Genomic DNA, 19,222 nt, shown 5'->3' on the forward strand with positions numbered 1-19,222 from the left:
CCCGAGGCGGAGAACCGTGACGACGAGACTGCTGCTGATCGCCGATACGCATGTGCCCGCCCGTGCGAAGCGACTGCCCGACGCGGTGCTGCGAGCGGTCGACGACGCCGACATCGTCGTGCACGCGGGGGACTGGATCGACCTCGCGACGTTGGATCTGATCGAGTCCCGGTCGCGGCTGCTCGTCGGCGTCCACGGGAACAACGACGGCCCCGCGCTGCGAGAGCGACTGCCCGAGATCGCACGACTGACGGTCGAGGACGTCGAGGTCGCCGTGGTGCACGAGACCGGGCCGAAGCAGCGGCGCGGGGAGCGGATGGATGCGGCGTTCCCGGGCGTCGACCTGCTCGTGTTCGGTCACTCCCACATCCCGTGGGACACCGTCGCCCCATCCGGGATGCGCCTGCTGAACCCAGGGTCGCCGACCGACCGCCGCAGGCAGCCCGTCTGCACGATGATGTCGGTCGCGATCGACGGCGCACGGTTCGACGCCACGCTGATGCCGCTCGCATGACCACCGCACCTCGCGCGGGCGACGACATCGAGGTTCCCGCGGCGTACCGCGCCCCGATGAGGTCGCGCGACGACGGGGTGCGCGAGGGGCTCGCGGTCGAGCGAGCGCTGCGGATCGGGGTCTGCGGAGTGGGAGGTCGCCTCGACCGCATCCCGGAGTCGCCGGCCGAGGCGCTCGCCGCAGTCGATGCCGCCTTCGGTGAGCGGGCGGCGCGCAGGCTCGAGAGGTTCTCCTCGGTCGCCGAGGGGTCGTTCGTCTGGACGCGCGACGTCGACGGACTGCTGTGGCTCGGCCGGATCGCCGGGCCCTGGCGCTACGACGCGTCGGGCGAAGCCCGTGCAGTTGACCTCGTGCACGTGCGCGCGTGCGACTGGCTCGATCGTCCGGTGGAGCCGGCCGCGGTGCCGTCCGGCGTGCACGAGTCGTTCGCGCGGGGCGGTCGCAACTGGCAGAGCATCACCCGGGCCGACGCCGCGCACCTCACCGCGGCCGTCTGGAAGTCCCGCCGCAGCGGGTGACGGGCCCGATCAGTCGGTCGGGCGCAGGTCGCGGAGAATGGCGTCATACCGGCTGAGGAAAGCGCGCTCGTCGAGTCGCTTGCGTCGGAGCCACGACGTGACCTCGTCGTTGCGCTTGCTCGCGTTGCAGGACCCGCACGCGGGCACCACGTTCTCGACGGTGTAGCGACCGCCGCGGGAGATCGGCATCACGCAGTCGCGTTGGAGCGCGATGTCGCCCGCTCCGCAGTACGCGCATCCGCCCCAGGCCTCCTGCAGTGAGGCCCACTGCTCGGCGGTGAGGTCGTTGTCCGCTCTGGCCACCCGGCCCCGGCGCCGCTTCGCATGACGGGCGCGCGCAGCGGGCGTGGGGGTGGAGAATCTTCGGCGCGGCACAGACACACGGTACTGGGCGGATGCCCGTGCCTGTGATCTATTCCTCGGTGTCGCCGAGAGCGAGCGCCGGCACGAAGTCGGCCGTGGGCGCGAGCAGCTGCTCCAACTCGAGCACGATGAGCCGGTTGTCTCCCGCTCGCGTCGCCGGGGCCGGCACGAAGAGGGTGCGCTGCGGCCCGTTGCGCCAGTACCGTCCGAGGAAGAACCCGTTGACGAACGCATAGCCCTTGCTCCAGGCAACGGTGTCGAGGAACAGGTCGGCGGCGGAGTCGAGCGCGAAGTCTGCGACCCACGCAGAGGGTGCGCTTCCCGGGCCGCTCGACGTGTTCCCGCCGCTGGAGCCGATCTCCGCCGCGATCCCTGCGACGTCCAGCGCGGTCGAGTGCCAGCCGGTCAGCGGCGTGCCGTCGAGGGCAGGAGCGCCGATCAGACCCTTCTGCTCGCCGAGTCGGTGGTCGTAGTTCACGCGGCCCCCCTCCTCGACGAGGATGCTGAGCGTCCGTCCCGCGGGAATCCGCAGGGAACGGTCGTGACGCGTGCGGGAGAGCGTGCCGACGGGCTGGCCGTCGACGCTCACCCAGGCGAGGTCGCGCACCTCGTCGAGCACGAGCTGACCGCCGCGACCTTCGGGAAGCTCGACGTCGTACCGGATCAGAGCGCTCAGGTGCTCCAGCTCGTCGAATGTCCGCGGAACTGCGGATGCGGGCGTCGATGCCGCGGCATCCGTCCATGATCCCGCCGGCTTCAGCGGCACGGAGAAGACCGGTGCCGCGGTGGCCGCGGCGGGCAGCTCGTCGGGGACGGGCGCGTACTTCGCGATGACGTCGCGGAAGGCGAAGAACTTCGCGGTCGGGTTGCCGGCCTCGTCGAGAGGCGCGTCGTAGTCATATGACGTGACGATCGGCAGGTAACGGCCCTTGTGGTTGGCACCGTTCGTGAGACCGAAGTTCGTGCCGCCGTGGAACATGTAGATGTTCACCGAGGCCCCCGCGGCCAGCAGTTCGTCGAGATCGGCGGCGGCGGTGTCCACGTCGGTCGTGTGATGCACGCCGCCCCACCAGTCGAACCAGCCGTCCCAGAACTCGGAGCACATCAGGGGGCCGGTGGGCTGGTGGGCGCGCAGGGTGGCGAGGCGCTCGGCGCTGCGCGATCCGAAGGATCCGGTCTTGTGCAGCTCGGGGAGGCTGCCGTCTGCCAGCATCCGATCGGTCGGCTGGTCGACCGTGGTGAGGGGCACGGTGATACCGGCTTCTCGGGTGAGGGCGACGAGCGCCTCGAGGTAGTCCTTGTCCGAGCCGTACGCGCCGTACTCGTTCTCGATCTGCACGAGCACGACCGAGCCGCCACGGTCGATCTGCCGGGGCGCGACGATGTCGTAGACCCGGCGGAGGTAGTCGCTGACATCGGCGAGGAACGTCGGCTCGGAGGAGCGCAGCTCGCGCTCGCCCGCGGTGAGCCAGTTCGGCAGCCCGCCGTTGTGCCACTCGGCGCAGATGTAGGGGCCGGGCCGCACGATCGCATCCATGCCCTCCGCCTGGATCAGGTCGAGGAACCGGCCCAGGTCGTTCCAACCCGTGGCATCCCACTCGCCGCGCCGAGGCTCGTGAGCGTTCCATGCGACGTAGGTCTCGATCGTGTTGAGTCCCATCAGGCGGGCCTTGCGGATGCGGTCCTGCCACTGGTCGGGGTGCACCCGGAAGTAGTGGATGGCACCGGAGATCACCTGGTGGGGGAGCCCGGCGCGGAGGAAGTCTGTCTCGCCGATGGAGAAGGAGGTCACGATGAGGTGCTTTCGATGGGGAGGGCCGGACGGAGAGCGAGTCCCCGTCCGGCCCGGACGTGCGATTACTTGTTGACGGCGAAGCCCTGCGAGTTGCCGTACTCGACCAGCGCGTCCTGCCAGGTCATGAGGCCCTCGTTCAGGTCGGTGCCGTTCTGGTACGACTGGCCCACGGTGTCTCCGAAGATGCTGTTGCCGTAGACCTGGTAGGGCAGGTAGCTCCAGCCCTCGACCACGTCGTCGGCCGCTGCGGCGAGGACCTCGTTGATCTTCTGGCCGCCGAAGTACTCGGGCGCGTCGGCGAGGAACTCCTCGCTCGACAGCTCGGCGGTCGTCGACGGGAATCCGCCGGACTCGAGGAACGTCGAGATGCTCTCCTCCGAGTTGTTCAGCCACCACAGGAATCCGGCGGCGAGTGCCGGGTTCTTGCTCTGCGTGGTCACGGCCTGGCCGCCGCCGCCGTTCTCCGCGGTCGCCGGGGTGCCGTCGTAGGTCGGCATCGGAGCGACGCGCCAGTCACCGGCACCGTCGGGGGCGCCCGTGATCAGGTTGCCCGGCATCCAGGCGCCGATCACGAGGGTCGCGAGGCTGCCGTCGCCGAGAGCGCGGAACCACTCGTCGCTCCAGCTGCCGTAGGGCGCGAGCAGGTCCTCCTCGACGAGGCGGTTCCAGTTCTCGGTCCACTTCTTCGATCCGTCGTCCTGCAGGTCGATCGTGACGTCGGTGCCCGACGTCTCGAACGGCTTGCCGCCGGCCTGCCAGATCATCGAGGTCGCGAAGCCGGCGTCGCCGGTGTCGTTCGTGATGTAGGCGTCGGGGTTCGCGGCGTGGATCGCCTTCGCCGCCTCGTAGTACTCGTCCCACGTGGTGGGTACGGTGACGCCGGCGGCGTCGAACACGGCCTTGTTGTAGAAGAGCGCCATGGGGCCGGAGTCCTGCGGGAGGCCGTAGATCGCGTCGCCGTCGGTGACGGAGTTCCAGGTCGAGGCGGTGTAGTCGTCCTCGAAGTCGGCGAAGCCGTACTGCGAGAGGTCGACGAAGGCATCCGTCAGCGCGAACTGCGGGAAGGCGTAGTACTCCATCTGCACGACGTCGGGGGCGCCGGAGCCCGCCTTGATGGCGTTCTGCAGCTTGGTGTACTCCTCGTTGTTGGTGCCCGCGTTGACCACGTTCACCTTGACGTTCGGGTACTCCTTCTCGAACGCCTCGACCTGAGCCTCGGCGGAGGGGGTCCACGACCAGTACGTGATCTCGCCGCCCTTCTCGAGAGCGGCCTCGACGGAGTCGAACGAGCCGTCGCCGGCAGCGCTGCCGCCGGAGCCGGAGTCGCCGGTGCTGCAGCCGGCCAGCGCCAGCGCTGCCACGGTTCCGGCCGCGAGCACCGTGAGGGTGCGCCGTGCGGCGGGTGAGGGAAGGTGCTTCATTGCTGTGTCCTTTCGGGGGTGCGGTCCAGCGTCGGACCGACAGGGGGCGGTGCGGAGGGTGCCGGAGGCTACTGCTTGACGCTTCCGGCGGTGAGACCTGACTGCCAGAACCTCTGCAGCAGCAGGAAGGCGATGACGATCGGGATGATGGTGAGGAGGGAGCCCATGATCACCAGGTTGTAGATCGGCTGAGATCCGGCGCCGATCGCCTGAGCGCTCCACTGGTTCAGGCCGACGGTGAGCGGGTACCAGGCCGGGTCGGAGAGCATGATCAGCGGCAGGAAGTAGTTGTTCCACGTCGCGACCACGGTGAACAGGGTCACCGTCACGATGCCCGGTGCGAGCAGTCGCATCGAGATCGTGAAGAAGGTGCGGAACTCTCCGGCGCCGTCGATGCGGGCCGCTTCCAGCAGCTCGGTCGGCACGGACTCCGACGCGAACACCCAGATCAGGTACAGACCGAACGGGCTGATCAGCGAGGGGATGATCACCGCCCACGGGGTGTTCGTGAGCCCGAGCTCGCTGAAGAGCAGGAAGGTCGGCACGGCGAGGGCGGTGCCCGGCACGGCGACCGCGCCGAGCACGACGGCGAACACCGCGCGGCGGCCGGGGAAGCGGTACTTCGCCAGGCCGTAGCCGGCCATGGTGGCGAGCAGCGTCGCGCCTCCGGCGCCGACCACGACGTAGAGCAGCGTGTTGCCGAGCCAGCGCAGGAAGATGCCGTCCTGATACGAGAAGGTCGCCACCAGATTGTCGACGAATGCGAAGTCGTCGGAGAACCAGAGCCCGAACGAGCTGAACAGCCCGGACTGCGTCTTGGTCGAGCTGAACAGCAGCCAGACGAGCGGCACCAGTGTGTACAGGGCGTACATCACCATGACGATCAGCAGGATCTTCGACTTGCGCGGATTCATCAGATCGTGGCGCTTCTGCGAGGGACGGGCGAGGGGGAGTGCCATGTCAGCGCACCTCCGACTTCGAGCCGCGCAGCTGCACGACGTAGGCGATCACTGCGGTGATGACGCCCATGATGATGGCGATCGTCGCGGCGTAGTTGAACTGCTGTCCGGCGAACGAGAGGTTGTACGCGTACATGTTGGGGGTGAAGTACGTCGTGATCACGTTCGGAGCCAGGGGCCGCAGGATGTTGGGTTCGTTGAAGAGCTGGAAGCTGCCGATGATCGAGAAGATCGTGGCGATCACGAGAGCACCGCGCACCGAGGGGATCTTGATCGAGAAGATCGTGCGCCAGGCACCCGCGCCGTCGAGCGACGCCGCCTCGTACATGTCGGTGGGGATGGTCTTCAGCGACGAGTAGAAGATCAGCATGTTGTAGCCGACGAACTGCCAGGTCACGATGTTGCCGATCGAGACCAGGATCCACTCCCGGGCGAAGGGCGTGATGAGGTCGCTGCCGAGGAAGTCGTTGAAGTTCGACGTCAGACCGAACTGGTCGCCGTAGATGTACCCCCACATGAGCACCGCGACGACCGCGGGCACCGCGTACGGCAGGAAGATCAGGATGCGGAAGAACGATGCGCCGCGCAGACGTGCGCTGTCGAGGGCGAGCGCCGCGGCCAGCGCCAGGACGAGCATGATCGGCACCTGCACCACGAGGAACAGCACCACGCGGCCGAACGCCTCCCAGAACTGCGGGTCGGTGAGCGCGCGGACGTAGTTGTCGAACCCGACGAACGCCGTGCCGCCGATCAGCTTCTCCTGGAAGAAGCTGAGGTAGAGCGCGTAGGCGAGCGGGGTCAGGAAGACCAGGGCGAAGACGACCATGAACGGGCCGACGAAGGCCCATCCCTTCCAGTCGCGCTTCTCGCGCCGGCGGATGCCGTGGTCCGCCAGGGCTGCGGAATCTTGAGTCGTCATTGACGAGAACCTTCTTAGAGATCGGGCGCTCACGGCGCCGTGTGTCAACGTCAACATATTCGATGCACTGCTAGTGTGTCAACGTCAACACATGAATGGATGAGTGCTCGTGACCTCGGTACAGTCGGCAGAGCCGCCGCAGCGGCGGCGAGACCCCTCCATGGAGGACGTGGCCCGCGAGGCCGGCGTCTCCGGACAGACCGTGTCGCGCGTCGTGAACGCGCGCGGCTACGTCGGCGCCGCCACCAGGGAGCGCGTCGAAGACGCCATGCAGCGGCTCGGCTACCGGCCCAACAGCGCGGCTCGTGCGCTGCGATCCGGCCGATTCCGGGCGATCGGCGTCATCATGTTCTCCTTCAGCTCGTACGGCAACCAGCGCACACTCGATGCGATCGCGGTGCGCGCCTCGCAGATGGGATACGCCCTCACCCTCATCCCCGTCGAGTCGAGTGCCCGCGACACCGTCGCGGGAGCCTTCCGCCGCCTGGAGGAGCACGCCGTCGACGGGATCATCATCGTGATCGAGGCGCATCAGCTCGACGAGGCCGAGGTCGAGATCCCCGACGGTCTGCCCGTCGTGCTCGTCGACTCGAACCGCGGCACGACTCACCCGTTCGTCGACACGGATCAGGCTCAGGGGGCGCGCCTCGCGACCGAGCACCTGCTCGACCTCGGCCATGAGACCGTCTGGCACGTCGCAGGACCGGCGAAGTCCTACTCCGCAGAGCGTCGACGCGAGTCCTGGCGCTCGACTCTCGTGGAGCGCGGCATCGAGGCACCCGATCCGCTGCAGGGCGACTGGTCAGCCGAATCCGGCTATCGCGCCGGGCTCCGCCTGCGTGACGACGACGGTGTCACCGCCGTGTTCGCGGCGAACGACCAGATGGCGATCGGCGTCGTGCGGGCATTCCGCGAGGCCGGTCGAGACATTCCCGGCGACGTCAGCGTGGTCGGGTTCGACGGCCTGCCGGATGCCGCCCAACTGTGGCCGCCGCTGACCACGGTGCAGCAGCATCCCGAGAAGGTCGGCGCTCTCGCGGTCGACGCCCTCCTCGCCGAGCTCGATGGGGGAGAGCGCAGTCAGACGCCGCTCGTCGGCACCGAGCTCATCGTGCGCGAGAGCTCGGCCCCGCCGCGCGCCGCGCGCTGACTCCGGCATCCTCTCGCGCGCGCCCCCTCACTTCGGCGCGCCTCCTCGGCCCAGCTCGCCCCGCTCGGCCCAGCTTCCCACCTCGGCCCAGCTTCCCACCTCGGCCCAGCTCCCCGACGATGGGGAGGGGATCCTCGATTCGGAGGGTGACACGACGCACATCGACCTCCCCTGTGCAGATCTCCTCCGAATCGACGCACGCCACGAGGACGCTTCTGCACCGTTGGCGGACGCGCGAGTCTTTCCCCGAATCGCGGCTCAGGGCCGTCATTCTCGAGGTGAGAGTGCGCCTTTCATCCACTCTGGAGAGGATGAAGAAACCGATGGTGGATGCCGCGCGGGGCGCCGCGCGGGTGCGCGATCTGCTCGTCACCGGCGTCTCACGGCATGCGATCGGCGTCGCCGTCGACCGTGGCGAGCTGATCCGAGTTCGCAAGGGCTGGGTCGCGGCGCGCGGTGCCGACCCGCTGCTCATCGCGGCCGCGCGGGACGGCGTCATGCTCACCTGCGTCACTCAGGCGACGAGAAGGGGGCTGTGGGATGTCGGCCTCGCCGATCCCCACGTCGCGGCACCACCGCACGCCGGACACATCGCCGCTTCAGGACATGTGCACTGGGAGAAGCCGGCAGTGCCACGAGTCCCTGGAACCCTCGAGGATCCGATCGAGAACGTCCTCGCCATCGTGGCGCGGTGTCAGTCACGGGACACCGCTCTGTCGATCTGGAATTCCGCGTTGCATCGTGGACTCGTCGATCTCGACATGCTTCGACGTCTCCCGCTGACGGAATCCGGTCGCGCTCTGATCGACGAGGCGACGCCGTTCTCGGATTCCGGCCTCGAATCGGTCGTCGTGCCGCGGCTCCGGTGGCTCGACCTGCCCCTGCGGCGCCAGACCTGGATCGCCGGGCATCGCGTCGATCTCCTCATCGGGGAGTGCCTGGTGCTGCAGATCGATGGCGGCCACCACGTCGGGATGCAGCGAACTCGCGACATCGAGCACGACGCGCGGGTGATGCTCCTGGGGTACCACGTCATCCGGGTGGGGTACGACCAGGTCATGAACCGGTGGGCCGAAGTGCAGGACGTGATCCTTCGGGCCGTCGCTCAGGGCCTCCACCGTCGTGGGTGAGCCGGCTCTCTCGGTCGCCGGTGTGGCGGCGATACGGAGGAGATCGTCGATTCGGAGGTTCGCAGGATTCGCACCGCCCTCCCGTGCGCAGATCCCCTCCCGATCGAGGGCGCCGGCGCGAGATCGATGCGTCCGAGGTCAGGATCCGCTGATCCGGCGGAAGGGAAGGAGAGTCAGCGCCAGATGGCGGCGATGCCCGCGTTGAGGGCGGTCAGGATGCCGACGAGCCAGAACATCGCGGGCGGCACGCTGCCGGACTTGCGCTGCTTCGACGTGCCGATGCCGAGGAGCGCACCGATCGCGAGCAGCACCACGAGCTTCGTGCCGATCTTGGCGTAGTTCATCTCGACGCCCTCCGGCAGACCCCACGGAGCGGCGAGGGCGAGACCCGCGATCGCTGCGATGGTCATGCCGATGCTCATCAGGCGCGTGAACTCGCGCTTGCCGCCGAACGCCTGCACCGCCCAGGCGCCGAACAGCACGGCGAAGCCGATGAGATGGACGAACAGAACGACGTGGCGCAGAGTCTCCATGCCCTCACGGTACGAGCACGCGGGACGTGCGCGCCACCAAGGGGAGGCTGACCTACCGGGCCAGGCTGACCTCAGCCCACGCGAGGGCCGGCCTCAGCCGCGCAGCGAGCGCACCAGGAGCGCCGTGCGCAGCGCGGCATCCGCAGCCTCCGCGCCCTTGTCCTCCTTCGAGCCCTCGAGTCCGGCGCGGTCGAGACCCTGCTTCTCGTCGTCGAGCGTCAGCACGCCGAATCCGACGGGCTTGCCCGCGTCGAGCGAGACCCGCGTCAGTCCGTCGGTCGTGGCTGCCGAGACGTATTCGAAGTGCGGGGTGCCTCCGCGGATGATCACGCCGAGTGCGACGACGGCATCCGCTCCACCTGCGAAGGCGGCTTGGGCGGCGAGGGCGAGTTCGAACGACCCCGGCACGCGGACGAGGCGGTAGTCGGCGTCCGCGTCATCGAGCACACGCTGGGCGCCGGCGATGAGGCCGTTCGTGATGACGTCGTGCCAGGTGCCGGCGACGATGACGACCTTCAGGCCTCGTCCGTCGATCTTCTCGGTCTTGGGTGCTCCTGCGCCGCTCATGCGTCGTCCTTCCGTCCGTCGGCGAGAGCTTCTGCGAGCTCCGCCTCACCGATGATGTGACCCATGCGGTCACGCTTGGTCTCGAGGTATTGATGGTTGTTCGGTCCGACGCCGACGATCAGCGGCACCTGCTCGACGACATCGAGTCCGAGGGTGCGCAGCTGATTCACCTTGTCCGTGTTGTTGGTCAACAGGCGAACCTTCGAGACGCCGAGATCGGCGAGGATGCCGGCCGCAGCCGCGTAGTCCCGTGCATCCGCGGGAAGCCCGAGTGCGAGATTCGCATCGACCGTGTCGAGCCCCTCCTCCTGCAGGCTGTAGGCACGGAGCTTGTTGATCAGGCCGATTCCGCGACCTTCATGGCCGCGCATGTAGATGACGATGCCGCCGTCCTGCTCGATCGCGTCGAGGGCGGCGTCGAGCTGCGGGCCGCATTCGCATTTGAGCGACCCGAAGGCCTCTCCGGTCAGGCACTCGGAGTGCACGCGCACGAGGGCGGTCTCGCCGGGCTCGCCGGACACGACGGCGATGTGATCGGTGCCGGTCACCCGGTCCTTGTAGGCGAGGAACCGGAAGGTCCCGTGCGTGGTCGGCACGGTCGCGTCGGCCCGCAGGCTGACACGGCGACTGGCGCGTTCGGGCGACCAGCCGGTGGGGTCGACCTCGTTGAGGTGGGCGATGAGCTGCTCGATCGTGATGACCGGCACTCCGTCGCGTGCACCCAGCTCGATGAGTCCGGGCAGTCGCATCATGCTGCCGTCCTCTGCCACGACCTCGGCGATCGCGCCCACGGGCCGCAGACCCGCGAGCTTCATCAGATCGACCGCGGCCTCGGTGTGGCCGCTGCGCTCGCGCACTCCGCCGTCGACGGCGCGCAGCGGCAGGACGTGACCGGGGCGGATGATGCTCGTCGCGGTCGAATCGGGATTCGCCAGGACGTTCAGCGTGTGCGCGCGGTCGTGCGCGCTGATTCCGGTGGTCACGCCTTCGGCGGCGTCGACACTCACGGTGTAGGCGGTCGAACGGGCGTCCTCGGAGGCGGCCACCATGGGCTGCAGGTTGAGGTTGTCGGCGAGATCGGCGGGCATCGGCGCGCAGATGAACCCGGACGACCAGCGGACCGTCCATGCGACCCATTCGGGCGTGGCGAGCTCGGCCGACATGATGACGTCGCCCTCGTTCTCGCGGTTCTCGTCGTCTGCGACGAGCACGGGGCGCCCCGCGCGAAGGGCCTCGAGGGCTTCGGTGATGGTGGAAAGGCTCATCGCGAGCCTCCTTCCGGTGCTGCCCGGAACGCCAGCAGGCGCTCGACGTGACGGGCGAGGATGTCGGTCTCGAGGTTGACGCGGTCGCCGACCGCGCGGGAGCCGAGGGTGGTGGCGGCGAGAGTCTCGGGGATGAGCGAGATCTCGAACCAGTGAGCGTCCGCGTCGACAGCGCTGACCGCGCTCACGGTGAGGGAGGTGCCGTCGACCGAGATGGAGCCCTTGTCGACCACGAGCGGCGCGAGGTCGTCGGGCAGCGAGATGCGCAGCACGCTCCACTGCTCGCCGGGTCGCACCTCGAGGACATCGCCGACACCGTCGACATGTCCCTGCACGATGTGACCGCCGAGCCGCGCGCCGACCGGCATCGCCTTCTCGATGTTCACGCGGGTGCCGACGGATGCGCCGCCCAGAGCGGCCACGTCGAGGGTCTGCCTCATGACGTCGGCGTCGAAGGTGTCGCCGGTCGAGTCGACGACGGTGAGGCAGACTCCCGAGACCGCGATGGACTCGCCGTGCACGGCGTCGGAGACCGCCTTGGGGGCGCGAACCGTCAGCCGCCAGCCGTCTCCGGCGGGCGCGATCGCGGTGATCTCGCCGATCTCCTCGATGATTCCGGTGAACATCAGGCGGCTCCTTCTTCGGTGGTGAGCGCGGGATGAGCGATCGCGAGCAGGTCGGACCCGAGGGGCTGCCACTGGTCGATCGTCAGTCGTCGGGCGGCGTCGATGGATCCGACGCCGATGTCGGTCAGCGCCAGCCGGTCGCCGCCGAGCAGCACCGGCGCGATGTAGACGAGCACGCGATCGGCGAGCCCCGCGGCGACGAAGGCGCTCGCGAGCGTCGGGCCCCCCTCGATGAACACGCTCTGGATGCCGCGAGCGTGCAGGTCGGCGAGCACGGCATGCAGATCATGGGTGTCGTAGAAGAGCGGAGTCTGCGGATGCCGGCGGATCGCCGCATCGTCGGGGGTGATGCGCGAGCCGATCACGACCGGGACGGGCTGGTGTTCATGGAGCGCCTCGCCGTCGCGAGCCGTCAGCGAGGGATCGTCGGAGAGCAGAGTTCCTGTGCCGACGACGATCGCATCGGCCGCAGCGCGACGTCGATGGACGTCTGCGCGGGCTTCAGGTCCGGTGATCCACTGGCTGCTGCCGTCGGATGCCGCCGCGCGGCCGTCGAGGGACTGCGCCCACTTCACGGTGACGTGGGGGCGGCCCAGGCGCTGAGCGGTGAGCCAGCCGTCGATGATGCGGTGTGCGACATCGCTCTGTTCGCCCGCATCGACGCTGACGCCCGCCGAGCGGAGGCGGTCGGCACCGCCGCCCGAGACGGCTCCCGGATCATCGAGGGCATAGACGACACGCGAGACGCCGGCCTCGATCAGCGCGACGGCGCAGGGGCCGGTGCGACCGGTGTGGTTGCACGGTTCGAGGGTGACGACAGCGGTCGCCCCCTCGGCGGCGCCGGCGGAGAGTCGCGAGAGGGCATCGACCTCGGCGTGGGGCGTTCCGGCGCCGTGGTGCCAGCCTTCGGCGATGATCTCGCCGTCGGGGGAGAGGATGACGGCGCCGACCTGCGGGTTCACTCCGCGAGGGCCGAGCGTCGCGAGCTCGAGCGCACGGGTCATCGCCCGGCGTTCCGCCTCGTTCACTGCCATCCGTGGTCCTCTCTGAGGCTCCGGGGGATCTCCTCGAGGGAGACGTCGGCAGAACGCGCGCGCGGCGGCGCACCGTGCTGCCTCCCTTCCGGACTAGCGAGGCTGGGCCTCGCACCACCGTCGGTCCCGGAATTCCACCGGATCGGCATCTCGGAGAACCGAGACGCTCGCGGACTGTCACCGCCGGTTCGGATTCTCACCGACCCCGGAGCACGTTGATGCTCTGAGTGTACTCAACACATCCGGATGCATTTCATTCCGCGTCGAAGTGCTACTTGAGCAGCCGTGACAACCGGCGATCGGCGAGCGGTTTGCCACCGGTCTGGCACGTCGGGCAGTACTCCATCGAGCGATCTGCGAAGAAGACGCTGCGCACCGTGTCGCCGCACACGGGGCAGGCCTCGCCACGACGGGCATGCACCTGCATCCCACGGCGCTTGGCGTCTTTGAGGTCGGCCGGCGGCTTGCCCGAGGCCTCGGCGACCGCATCCGCGAGAGTCGTCTGCATGGCGGCATACAGGCGATCGACCTCGTCGTCGTCGAGCTTGTCGGCGATCGCGTACGGCGACATCCGCGCGGCGTGCAGGATCTCGTCGGAGTAGGCATTCCCGATTCCGGCGATCACGCCCTGATCGCGGAGCAAGCCCTTGATCTGCGTGCGCCGACCCTGGAGCAGACCGCGGAAGACCTCCCGGGTGAACGACTCGTCGAGAGGGTCGGGCCCGAGCCGGGCGATCCCCGGGACGTCCTGCGGGTCGCGCACGACATACACGGCGAGCGACTTCTTGGTGCCGGCCTCGGTGAGGTCGAATCCGCTCTCGTCGTCGAGGCCGACACGGACGGCGATGGGTGACTTGCCGGGTTTGATCGGCGTCGTGGGCAGCGTCTCGTACCAGCGCAGCCAGCCCGCCTTGGCCAGGTGGAAGACGAGATGCAGGTCGTCGCCGCACGAGAGCACGACGAACTTTCCCCGTCGAGAGGCCGCAGTGATCTGCTGACCGTGCAGTGCGGAGTTCGGCGGGTCGTATGTCTTGAGCGCGGCGATCGCGCCCACGCTGGTTCGCACGATCGTCCGCCCCACCGCGCGCTGGGTGAGGAATGTGGTCAGGCCCTGTACTTCCGGCATCTCCGGCATGCGTTCATCCTGCCATCGGGGTCGGACACGCGACTAGAGCACCGGCCAGTCGACCGGTGTGCGGTCGTCGGACGCGAGGAGTCCGCCGAACCAGCCGTCGTCGCGGCCGCGCTCGCTCGTGAGCGCCTGGCGTGCGAATCCCTCGTAGCGGAACCCGAGCGCCCTCGCCGACCGTGCCGACGCGATGTTGCCCGCGACCGCCCGCCAGCCCAGCCGTGCGAGACCGAGCTCGTCGAAGCCCCAGTCGACGACGGCGCGCGCGGCCTCGACGAGGTAGCCGTTGCCGCGCGCGGCAGCGGTGACCCAGTATCCGAGCTCCGCGTCCCCGCCGGTGTGGTGCGGCGTGATGTGGTGCAACCCGATCGAGGCGACGAGCTCCTCGTCGCGATACGCGCACCAGATCGTCTGGCTCCCGTCGGCCCACCACTCGCCGATCAGGCGCACATAGTCCGCGGCGTGCTCTCGCGTGTAGGGGCTCGGCACGGTCGTCCACCGCGGGATCTCCGGATCCTGGCATGCTGCGACGATCGCGTCGATGTCCGACTCGTCCGGCACATGCAGCGTGAGGCGGTCCGTGGTGAGGGTGACCGGTTCCATTCCGGAATCCTACGGGTCGGAGAACGCGTGTGCGGGCGGCTCCCGGTCCCGGTGTCGGCGGCCGCGACTAGGCTTGTCCGGTGACTGTTCCGGGGATTCTGCGCGCCTTGGAAGAGGCGTCTCTTTTTCGTGACGCCCTCGGCTGGGCGCAGACCGATGCCGATCTCGGCCTCGTCGACGGCCTCGACGCGCCGGCGCTCGCCGGCCTGCTCGAGAAGCGCCGCGCCGCAGGTCATCCCGCAGCGCTGTTGACCGTCGTCCCCACGGGGCGGCGCGCCGAGAGCCTCGCCGCGGCGCTCGGCGCCTACATCCCCGACGCCGAGGTCGTGACCTTCCCCGCGTGGGAGACACTGCCGCATGAGCGACTGAGTCCCAGCCCCGACACCGTCGGTCAGCGACTGCAGACCCTCCGTCGCGTCGCCGAGTGGTCGGGTGATCACCCCCTCGTCGTCGTCGCCTCGGTACGAGCAGCGCTCCAGCCCATCGCCGGCAACCTCGGCGAGATCGCTCCGCTCGAGCTGCGAGCCGGCACGCGCGGTCATGAGCTCGACCGCGTCGTCGAGCAGCTGGTCGAGCGCGCCTACTCGCGCGTCGACATGGTGTCGCGTCGCGGCGAGTTCGCCGTGCGCGGCGGCATCCTCGACGTCTTCCCCGCGATCTCGGAACACCCCTTCCGCGTCGAGTTCTTCGGCGACGAGGTCGACCAGATCCGCGCCTTCTCCGTCGCCGACCAGCGCTCGCTTCCGGGCGACGTCGACGGCGTCGATCTGCCTCCGAGCCGCGAGCTGCTGCTGACCCCCGATGTGCGCGATCGTGCGCGGGCGCTGATCGGCGGCTTCCCGGCGATCGCCGGCATGCTCGAGAAGATGGCAGAGGGCATTCCGGTCGAGGGAATGGAGTCGCTGCTCCCGGCGGTGTCCGGTCCGCTCAAGTCCCTGGCCGAGTATCTGCCCGAGGGCAGCGCGACCGCGGTCGTCGATCCCGAGCGCTCCAGCGCGCGGGCCATCACGCTGGGCGAGACGAACCGCGAGTTCCTCGATGCGGCCTGGAGCGCGGCGACGTCCGGCGCATCGGCTCCCATCGACCTCGGCGCCGGCGACTTCCTCACCATCGCCCGACTGCGCGAGGTCGTCCGCGACCGTGGCGGCGTGTGGTGGCGGCTGAGCCCGTTCGCGATGGGCGGCGAGGACGCCGAGACCATCGACGCCCAGGTCATCCCGTCGTTCCACGGCAACGTCGACGGCGCGATCTCGTTCGTCGACGCCAAGGTGGCCGAGGGGTGGCGCGTGGTGGTCATCGCCGCCGGTGCCGGACTCGTCGACCGCGCCCGCGACGTGCTCTCCGACCGTGGCATCGCCGCGCGCATCGTCTCCGAGCTCATCGAGGCGCCCGACACCGGCGTCGCGACGCTCGTCACAGGGTCCGTCGAGGCCGGCTTCCAGATCGGCGAGGCGAAGCTCGCCGTCCTCACCGACAACGAGTTCTACGGCCGCACCATCGGCGGCGACCAGCGGGTCGTCAAGAAGCTCGCCTCGCGTCGCAAGAACGTCGTCGACCCGTTGCAGCTCAAACAGGGCGACTTCGTCGTGCACAACACCCACGGCATCGGCCGCTTCGTCGAGATGACGCAGCGCGAGGTCTCCACGGGCGGCCGCAATGCGACCAAGTCGGTGCGCGACTACCTCGTGCTCGAGTACGCGCCGTCGAAGCGCGGCTACCCGGGCGACAAGCTCTACGTGCCGACCGACCAGCTCGACCTGCTCTCGAAGTACGTCGGCGGCGAGGGCCCCACGCTCTCGAAGATGGGCGGCAGTGATTGGTCGCAGGCGAAGGGCAAGGCGCGCAAGGCCGTGCGCGACATCGCCGTCGAGCTCGTCAAGCTGTATTCGGCGCGGATGAGCGCCAAGGGGCATGCCTTCGGTCCGGACACGCCCTGGCAGCGCGAGCTCGAAGAGGCGTTCCCGTTCGCGGAGACCCTCGATCAGCTGCAGACCATCGACGAGATCAAGGCCGACATGGAGCGGCCGATCCCGATGGACCGCCTGCTCTCGGGCGATGTCGGGTTCGGCAAGACCGAGGTCGCCGTGCGTGCGGCGTTCAAGGCGATCCAGGACGGCAAACAGGTCGCGATGCTGGTGCCGACCACGCTTCTCGTGAAGCAGCATCTCGAGACCTTCACCGAGCGCTTCGCCGGATTCCCGGTCAAGGTGCGGCCGCTGTCCCGCTTCCAGACCGACAAGGAGGCTCGTCTCACGCTCGACGGCCTGCTCGACGGCACGGTCGACATGGTGATCGGCACGCATCGCATCCTCACCGACCAGGTCATGTTCAAGGACCTCGGTCTGATGATCATCGACGAGGAGCAGCGCTTCGGCGTCGAGCACAAGGACACCCTCAAGAAGATGAAGACCAACGTCGACATCCTCGCGATGAGTGCGACGCCGATCCCGCGCACGCTCGAGATGGCGGTCACCGGCATCCGCGAGATGTCGACGCTCGCCACCCCGCCGGAGGACCGGCATCCGATCCTCTCGTTCGTCGGCCCCCGCAGCGACAAGCAGATCGCGGCGGCGATCCGGCGCGAGATCCTGCGCGAGGGACAGGTGTTCTTCGTGCACAACCGTGTGCAGTCGATCCAGCGGGTCGCGGCACAGCTCGCCGAGCTCGTGCCCGAGGCGCGCATCGCGGTCGCACACGGTCAGATGGGCGAGCACGCGCTCGAGCAGGTCGTCGACGACTTCTGGGAGCGCAAGTTCGACGTGCTCGTCTCGACGACGATCATCGAGACCGGCCTCGACATCTCGAACGCGAACACGATCATCATCGACCGCGCCGACAAGTACGGACTCAGCCAGCTGCATCAGCTGCGCGGACGTGTCGGGCGAGGTCGCGAGCGTGCGTACGCCTACTTCCTCTACGACGAGATGAAGCCGCTGAGCGAGACGGCGGCTGACCGACTCCAGACGATCGCCGTGAACAACGACCTCGGCTCCGGCATGCAGGTCGCGCTCAAGGACCTCGAACTGCGCGGTGCGGGCAACCTGCTCGGCGGCGAGCAGGCCGGGCATATCGCCGGCGTCGGATTCGATCTCTATCTTCGGATGATCGGCGAGGCCGTCGCGACGTTCCGGGGCGAGGATGTCGAGTCGGGACAGGAGCTGCGACTCGAGCTGCCTCTGGACGCGCGTATTCCCGAGCACTACATCGACAGCGAGCGACTCCGTCTCGAGGCTTACCAGAAGCTCTCCGCCGCCTCGGCGGCCACGGCGAAGGACGACGCGATCGACCTCGTCATCGACGAGCTCACCGACCGCTACGGCACCCCGCCCGACGAGGTCGAGGGTCTGATCGCCGTCGCACGTCTGCGTCGGCGCGCGGCCAGAGCAGGACTCTCCGACGTGGTGGTCATGGGATCGAACCTGCGCATCGCGCCGGCGCGGCTCGAGGACTCGATCAAGGTGCGTCTGCAGCGGCTGTATCCCAAGGCGAAGCTGGTCGCCGGGGGTGAGGCCCTCGTCGTGCCCATGCCCACCGTGCCGGCCGCCGTGGGAGTCGGCCTCGAACCGCTGCAGGCTGCCGAGCTGCTCGAGTGGGTCGGGCAGCTGTTCACCGCGATCTTCCCCGAGCCCGTCTCGGCCGAGAAGACCGTCGACGCCTAGGCGCGGCGCAGCGACCTCGCGTGCGTCACAGCGAGAACCCGCCGTCCGTGGTCAGCACCTGACCCACCACCCAGGAGCCGGCGTCGGTGCACAGCCAGCCGATCAGCCGCGCCGGGTCGTCCGGTCGACCGACTCGGCCGAACGGCGTGCCGGCGATCCATTCGTCGACGCCGGAGAGATCGCGATCCGTGGTGTCCGCATCGAGGTAGCCCGTGTTCACGGGGCCCGGGTTGACGGTGTTCAGCACGATCCCGACGTCGAGCAGCTCCGCCGCCGTCGACCGCGTGATGCCCGCGAGCGCGGCCTTGCTCGTCGCATAGGAGATCTCTCCGCGCATCGCTCCGTGGCCCTGACCGGAGGTCATCCAGATGACGTGCGCCGTCGGCTTCTCGAACGGGCCGAGTGAGGGGATGCTGTCGCCCGGGCGGGCGACGGGGGTGTCCGCGCCGCCGAGCTCGACCCGGACTCGACGCGCCAGGCCCGCGGTGAGCAGCAGCGATGCGCGCGCGTTCGCCTGCCAGTGCGCGTCCAGCCGGTCGGCGGTCATGTCGAAGATCGTCCCGTCGCCTCCGCTCATCGCCTGATTGCAGACGACGATGTCGAGCCGTCCTGACAGCGAGGACGCCGCATCGAGCAGCGGTTCGATGCTGCCGGGGTCACGGAGATCCGCCTCGGCGTCGCCCATCACCGCTCCGGATGCGAGCGAGTCCCGGATGCCGGTGCGGACGGCGTCGAGATCGTCGCCGCCCCAGGGGTGGTCGAGATCATGCGGGCGGAAGTGGTGGACGAACACGTTCGCGCCGAGGGAGGCGAGCGTCGTGGCGGTCGCGAATCCGATGCCGCGCCTGCGCGAGACGCCGGTCACGAGCGCGGTGCGTCCGAGCAGGGGAAGGTCGGCGGAGTGCATGAGGATGCCTTTCGATCGAGGATGCCGCGGCATGCCGAGGGGCGGCCGGAGGCGGGGGAGAGATCGAGTCACCTGCATTGCATGGGCGTCAGCGTAGCAGGACGCCGCCGTCGGCCTTCTCGTCCCGTGC

Annotated in this window: 18 protein-coding genes and 1 riboswitch; of the genes, 5 read left to right on the forward strand and 13 right to left on the reverse strand. The window is 69.0% G+C overall.

Annotated elements, in window-relative coordinates; all coding sequences use genetic code 11:
* Nucleotides 1-16 precede the first annotated feature (16 nt).
* Together SOM10_RS16935 and SOM10_RS16940 are read left to right on the forward strand one after the other, a co-directional pair.
* Nucleotides 17-514 carry a YfcE family phosphodiesterase gene (locus SOM10_RS16935; RefSeq protein WP_320491250.1) on the forward strand — a complete coding sequence of 166 codons (498 nt, stop codon included), beginning with the start codon at nt 17-19 and terminating at the stop codon, nt 512-514.
* Nucleotides 511-1,032: a GAF domain-containing protein gene (locus SOM10_RS16940; protein ID WP_320491252.1), complete on the forward strand. Its 522-nt coding sequence runs from the start codon at nt 511-513 to the stop codon at nt 1,030-1,032. The genes SOM10_RS16935 and SOM10_RS16940 overlap by 4 nt, the downstream gene beginning before the upstream one ends.
* A gap of 9 nt (nt 1,033-1,041) precedes the next feature.
* Here SOM10_RS16940 and SOM10_RS16945 read toward each other — a convergent pair whose 3' ends face one another.
* The 5 genes from SOM10_RS16945 to SOM10_RS16965 form a co-directional block, all read right to left on the reverse strand.
* Nucleotides 1,042-1,407 carry an HNH endonuclease gene (locus SOM10_RS16945; RefSeq protein ID WP_053099033.1) on the reverse strand — a complete coding sequence of 122 codons (366 nt, stop codon included), beginning with the start codon at nt 1,405-1,407 and terminating at the stop codon, nt 1,042-1,044.
* A 37-nt stretch (nt 1,408-1,444) separates the two neighbouring features.
* Nucleotides 1,445-3,187 carry a beta-galactosidase family protein gene (locus SOM10_RS16950; protein WP_320491254.1) on the reverse strand — a complete coding sequence of 581 codons (1,743 nt, stop codon included), beginning with the start codon at nt 3,185-3,187 and terminating at the stop codon, nt 1,445-1,447.
* 65 nt (nt 3,188-3,252) lie between these two features.
* Nucleotides 3,253-4,611, reverse strand: coding sequence for an ABC transporter substrate-binding protein (locus SOM10_RS16955; RefSeq protein ID WP_320491256.1), 1,359 nt, complete (start codon nt 4,609-4,611; stop codon nt 3,253-3,255).
* 68 nt (nt 4,612-4,679) lie between these two features.
* Nucleotides 4,680-5,525: a carbohydrate ABC transporter permease gene (locus tag SOM10_RS16960; protein ID WP_056277856.1), complete on the reverse strand. Its 846-nt coding sequence runs from the start codon at nt 5,523-5,525 to the stop codon at nt 4,680-4,682.
* A gap of 46 nt (nt 5,526-5,571) precedes the next feature.
* Nucleotides 5,572-6,489: a carbohydrate ABC transporter permease gene (locus SOM10_RS16965; protein WP_056277859.1), complete on the reverse strand. Its 918-nt coding sequence runs from the start codon at nt 6,487-6,489 to the stop codon at nt 5,572-5,574.
* Nucleotides 6,490-6,649: 160 nt separating this feature from the next.
* Between SOM10_RS16965 and SOM10_RS16970 the strand changes: the two genes are divergently transcribed.
* Together SOM10_RS16970 and SOM10_RS16975 are read left to right on the forward strand one after the other, a co-directional pair.
* Nucleotides 6,650-7,639 carry a LacI family DNA-binding transcriptional regulator gene (locus SOM10_RS16970; RefSeq protein ID WP_400341251.1) on the forward strand — a complete coding sequence of 330 codons (990 nt, stop codon included), beginning with the start codon at nt 6,650-6,652 and terminating at the stop codon, nt 7,637-7,639.
* A gap of 311 nt (nt 7,640-7,950) precedes the next feature.
* A complete protein-coding gene (locus SOM10_RS16975) occupies nt 7,951-8,769 on the forward strand; it encodes an endonuclease domain-containing protein (protein ID WP_320491258.1) in 819 nt (272 codons plus the stop codon).
* Between the two features lie 173 nt (nt 8,770-8,942).
* Here SOM10_RS16975 and SOM10_RS16980 read toward each other — a convergent pair whose 3' ends face one another.
* The 7 genes from SOM10_RS16980 to SOM10_RS17010 all read right to left on the reverse strand — a co-directional run bounded on the left by SOM10_RS16980 (nt 8,943) and on the right by SOM10_RS17010 (nt 14,526).
* The gene (locus tag SOM10_RS16980; protein WP_295101330.1) at nt 8,943-9,302 is read right to left on the reverse strand and encodes a Fe-S protein; all 360 of its coding nucleotides are present in this window, start codon (nt 9,300-9,302) and stop codon (nt 8,943-8,945) included.
* Nucleotides 9,303-9,395: 93 nt separating this feature from the next.
* Nucleotides 9,396-9,869, reverse strand: a complete 474-nt coding sequence (gene ribH / locus SOM10_RS16985) for a 6,7-dimethyl-8-ribityllumazine synthase (protein WP_053095484.1) — start codon at nt 9,867-9,869, stop codon at nt 9,396-9,398.
* Entirely contained in the window at nt 9,866-11,134 is a 1,269-nt protein-coding gene (locus SOM10_RS16990) for a bifunctional 3,4-dihydroxy-2-butanone-4-phosphate synthase/GTP cyclohydrolase II (RefSeq protein WP_053095485.1), read from the reverse strand. Before SOM10_RS16990 ends, ribH begins: the two co-directional genes overlap by 4 nt.
* Nucleotides 11,131-11,760, reverse strand: a complete 630-nt coding sequence (locus tag SOM10_RS16995; protein ID WP_072590953.1) for a riboflavin synthase — start codon at nt 11,758-11,760, stop codon at nt 11,131-11,133. Before SOM10_RS16995 ends, SOM10_RS16990 begins: the two co-directional genes overlap by 4 nt.
* Nucleotides 11,760-12,794 (reverse strand): bifunctional diaminohydroxyphosphoribosylaminopyrimidine deaminase/5-amino-6-(5-phosphoribosylamino)uracil reductase RibD, encoded by a 1,035-nt coding sequence (gene ribD, locus SOM10_RS17000; RefSeq protein WP_320491260.1) that lies wholly within the window; start codon nt 12,792-12,794, stop codon nt 11,760-11,762. The genes SOM10_RS16995 and ribD overlap by 1 nt, the downstream gene beginning before the upstream one ends.
* Before the next feature lie 71 nt (nt 12,795-12,865).
* Nucleotides 12,866-13,011: riboswitch (FMN riboswitch) on the reverse strand.
* A 54-nt stretch (nt 13,012-13,065) separates the two neighbouring features.
* Entirely contained in the window at nt 13,066-13,929 is an 864-nt protein-coding gene (locus tag SOM10_RS17005) for an Fpg/Nei family DNA glycosylase (RefSeq protein ID WP_320491262.1), read from the reverse strand.
* Nucleotides 13,930-13,962: 33 nt separating this feature from the next.
* Complete coding sequence (locus SOM10_RS17010; protein ID WP_320491264.1) at nt 13,963-14,526, reverse strand: GNAT family protein; 564 nt, start codon at nt 14,524-14,526, stop codon at nt 13,963-13,965.
* Nucleotides 14,527-14,606: 80 nt separating this feature from the next.
* Between SOM10_RS17010 and mfd the strand changes: the two genes are divergently transcribed.
* Nucleotides 14,607-18,185 (forward strand): transcription-repair coupling factor, encoded by a 3,579-nt coding sequence (mfd, locus tag SOM10_RS17015; RefSeq protein ID WP_056277900.1) that lies wholly within the window; start codon nt 14,607-14,609, stop codon nt 18,183-18,185.
* A 25-nt stretch (nt 18,186-18,210) separates the two neighbouring features.
* Here mfd and SOM10_RS17020 read toward each other — a convergent pair whose 3' ends face one another.
* A complete protein-coding gene (locus SOM10_RS17020) occupies nt 18,211-19,092 on the reverse strand; it encodes an SDR family oxidoreductase (protein WP_320491266.1) in 882 nt (293 codons plus the stop codon).
* Nucleotides 19,093-19,222 lie beyond the last annotated feature (130 nt).

Source organism: Microbacterium sp. CFBP9023 (genome assembly GCF_034045055.1).
Taxonomy (GTDB): domain Bacteria; phylum Actinomycetota; class Actinomycetes; order Actinomycetales; family Microbacteriaceae; genus Microbacterium.

Excerpts from the sequence above, each read along its gene's own strand:
- SOM10_RS16940 (WP_320491252.1), top strand. The coding sequence starts at position 511 with ATGACCACCGCACCTCGCGCGGGCGACGACATCGAGGTTCCCGCGGCG.
- SOM10_RS16955 (WP_320491256.1), bottom strand. The coding sequence starts at position 4,611 with ATGAAGCACCTTCCCTCACCCGCCGCACGGCGCACCCTCACGGTGCTC.
- SOM10_RS16960 (WP_056277856.1), bottom strand. The coding sequence starts at position 5,525 with ATGAATCCGCGCAAGTCGAAGATCCTGCTGATCGTCATGGTGATGTAC.
- SOM10_RS16965 (WP_056277859.1), bottom strand. The coding sequence starts at position 6,489 with ATGACGACTCAAGATTCCGCAGCCCTGGCGGACCACGGCATCCGCCGG.
- SOM10_RS16970 (WP_400341251.1), top strand. The coding sequence starts at position 6,650 with ATGGAGGACGTGGCCCGCGAGGCCGGCGTCTCCGGACAGACCGTGTCG.
- SOM10_RS16975 (WP_320491258.1), top strand. The coding sequence starts at position 7,951 with ATGAAGAAACCGATGGTGGATGCCGCGCGGGGCGCCGCGCGGGTGCGC.
- SOM10_RS16980 (WP_295101330.1), bottom strand. The coding sequence starts at position 9,302 with ATGGAGACTCTGCGCCACGTCGTTCTGTTCGTCCATCTCATCGGCTTC.
- ribH (WP_053095484.1), bottom strand. The coding sequence starts at position 9,869 with ATGAGCGGCGCAGGAGCACCCAAGACCGAGAAGATCGACGGACGAGGC.
- SOM10_RS16990 (WP_053095485.1), bottom strand. The coding sequence starts at position 11,134 with ATGAGCCTTTCCACCATCACCGAAGCCCTCGAGGCCCTTCGCGCGGGG.
- SOM10_RS16995 (WP_072590953.1), bottom strand. The coding sequence starts at position 11,760 with ATGTTCACCGGAATCATCGAGGAGATCGGCGAGATCACCGCGATCGCG.
- ribD (WP_320491260.1), bottom strand. The coding sequence starts at position 12,794 with ATGGCAGTGAACGAGGCGGAACGCCGGGCGATGACCCGTGCGCTCGAG.
- SOM10_RS17005 (WP_320491262.1), bottom strand. The coding sequence starts at position 13,929 with ATGCCGGAGATGCCGGAAGTACAGGGCCTGACCACATTCCTCACCCAG.
- SOM10_RS17010 (WP_320491264.1), bottom strand. The coding sequence starts at position 14,526 with ATGGAACCGGTCACCCTCACCACGGACCGCCTCACGCTGCATGTGCCG.
- SOM10_RS17020 (WP_320491266.1), bottom strand. The coding sequence starts at position 19,092 with ATGCACTCCGCCGACCTTCCCCTGCTCGGACGCACCGCGCTCGTGACC.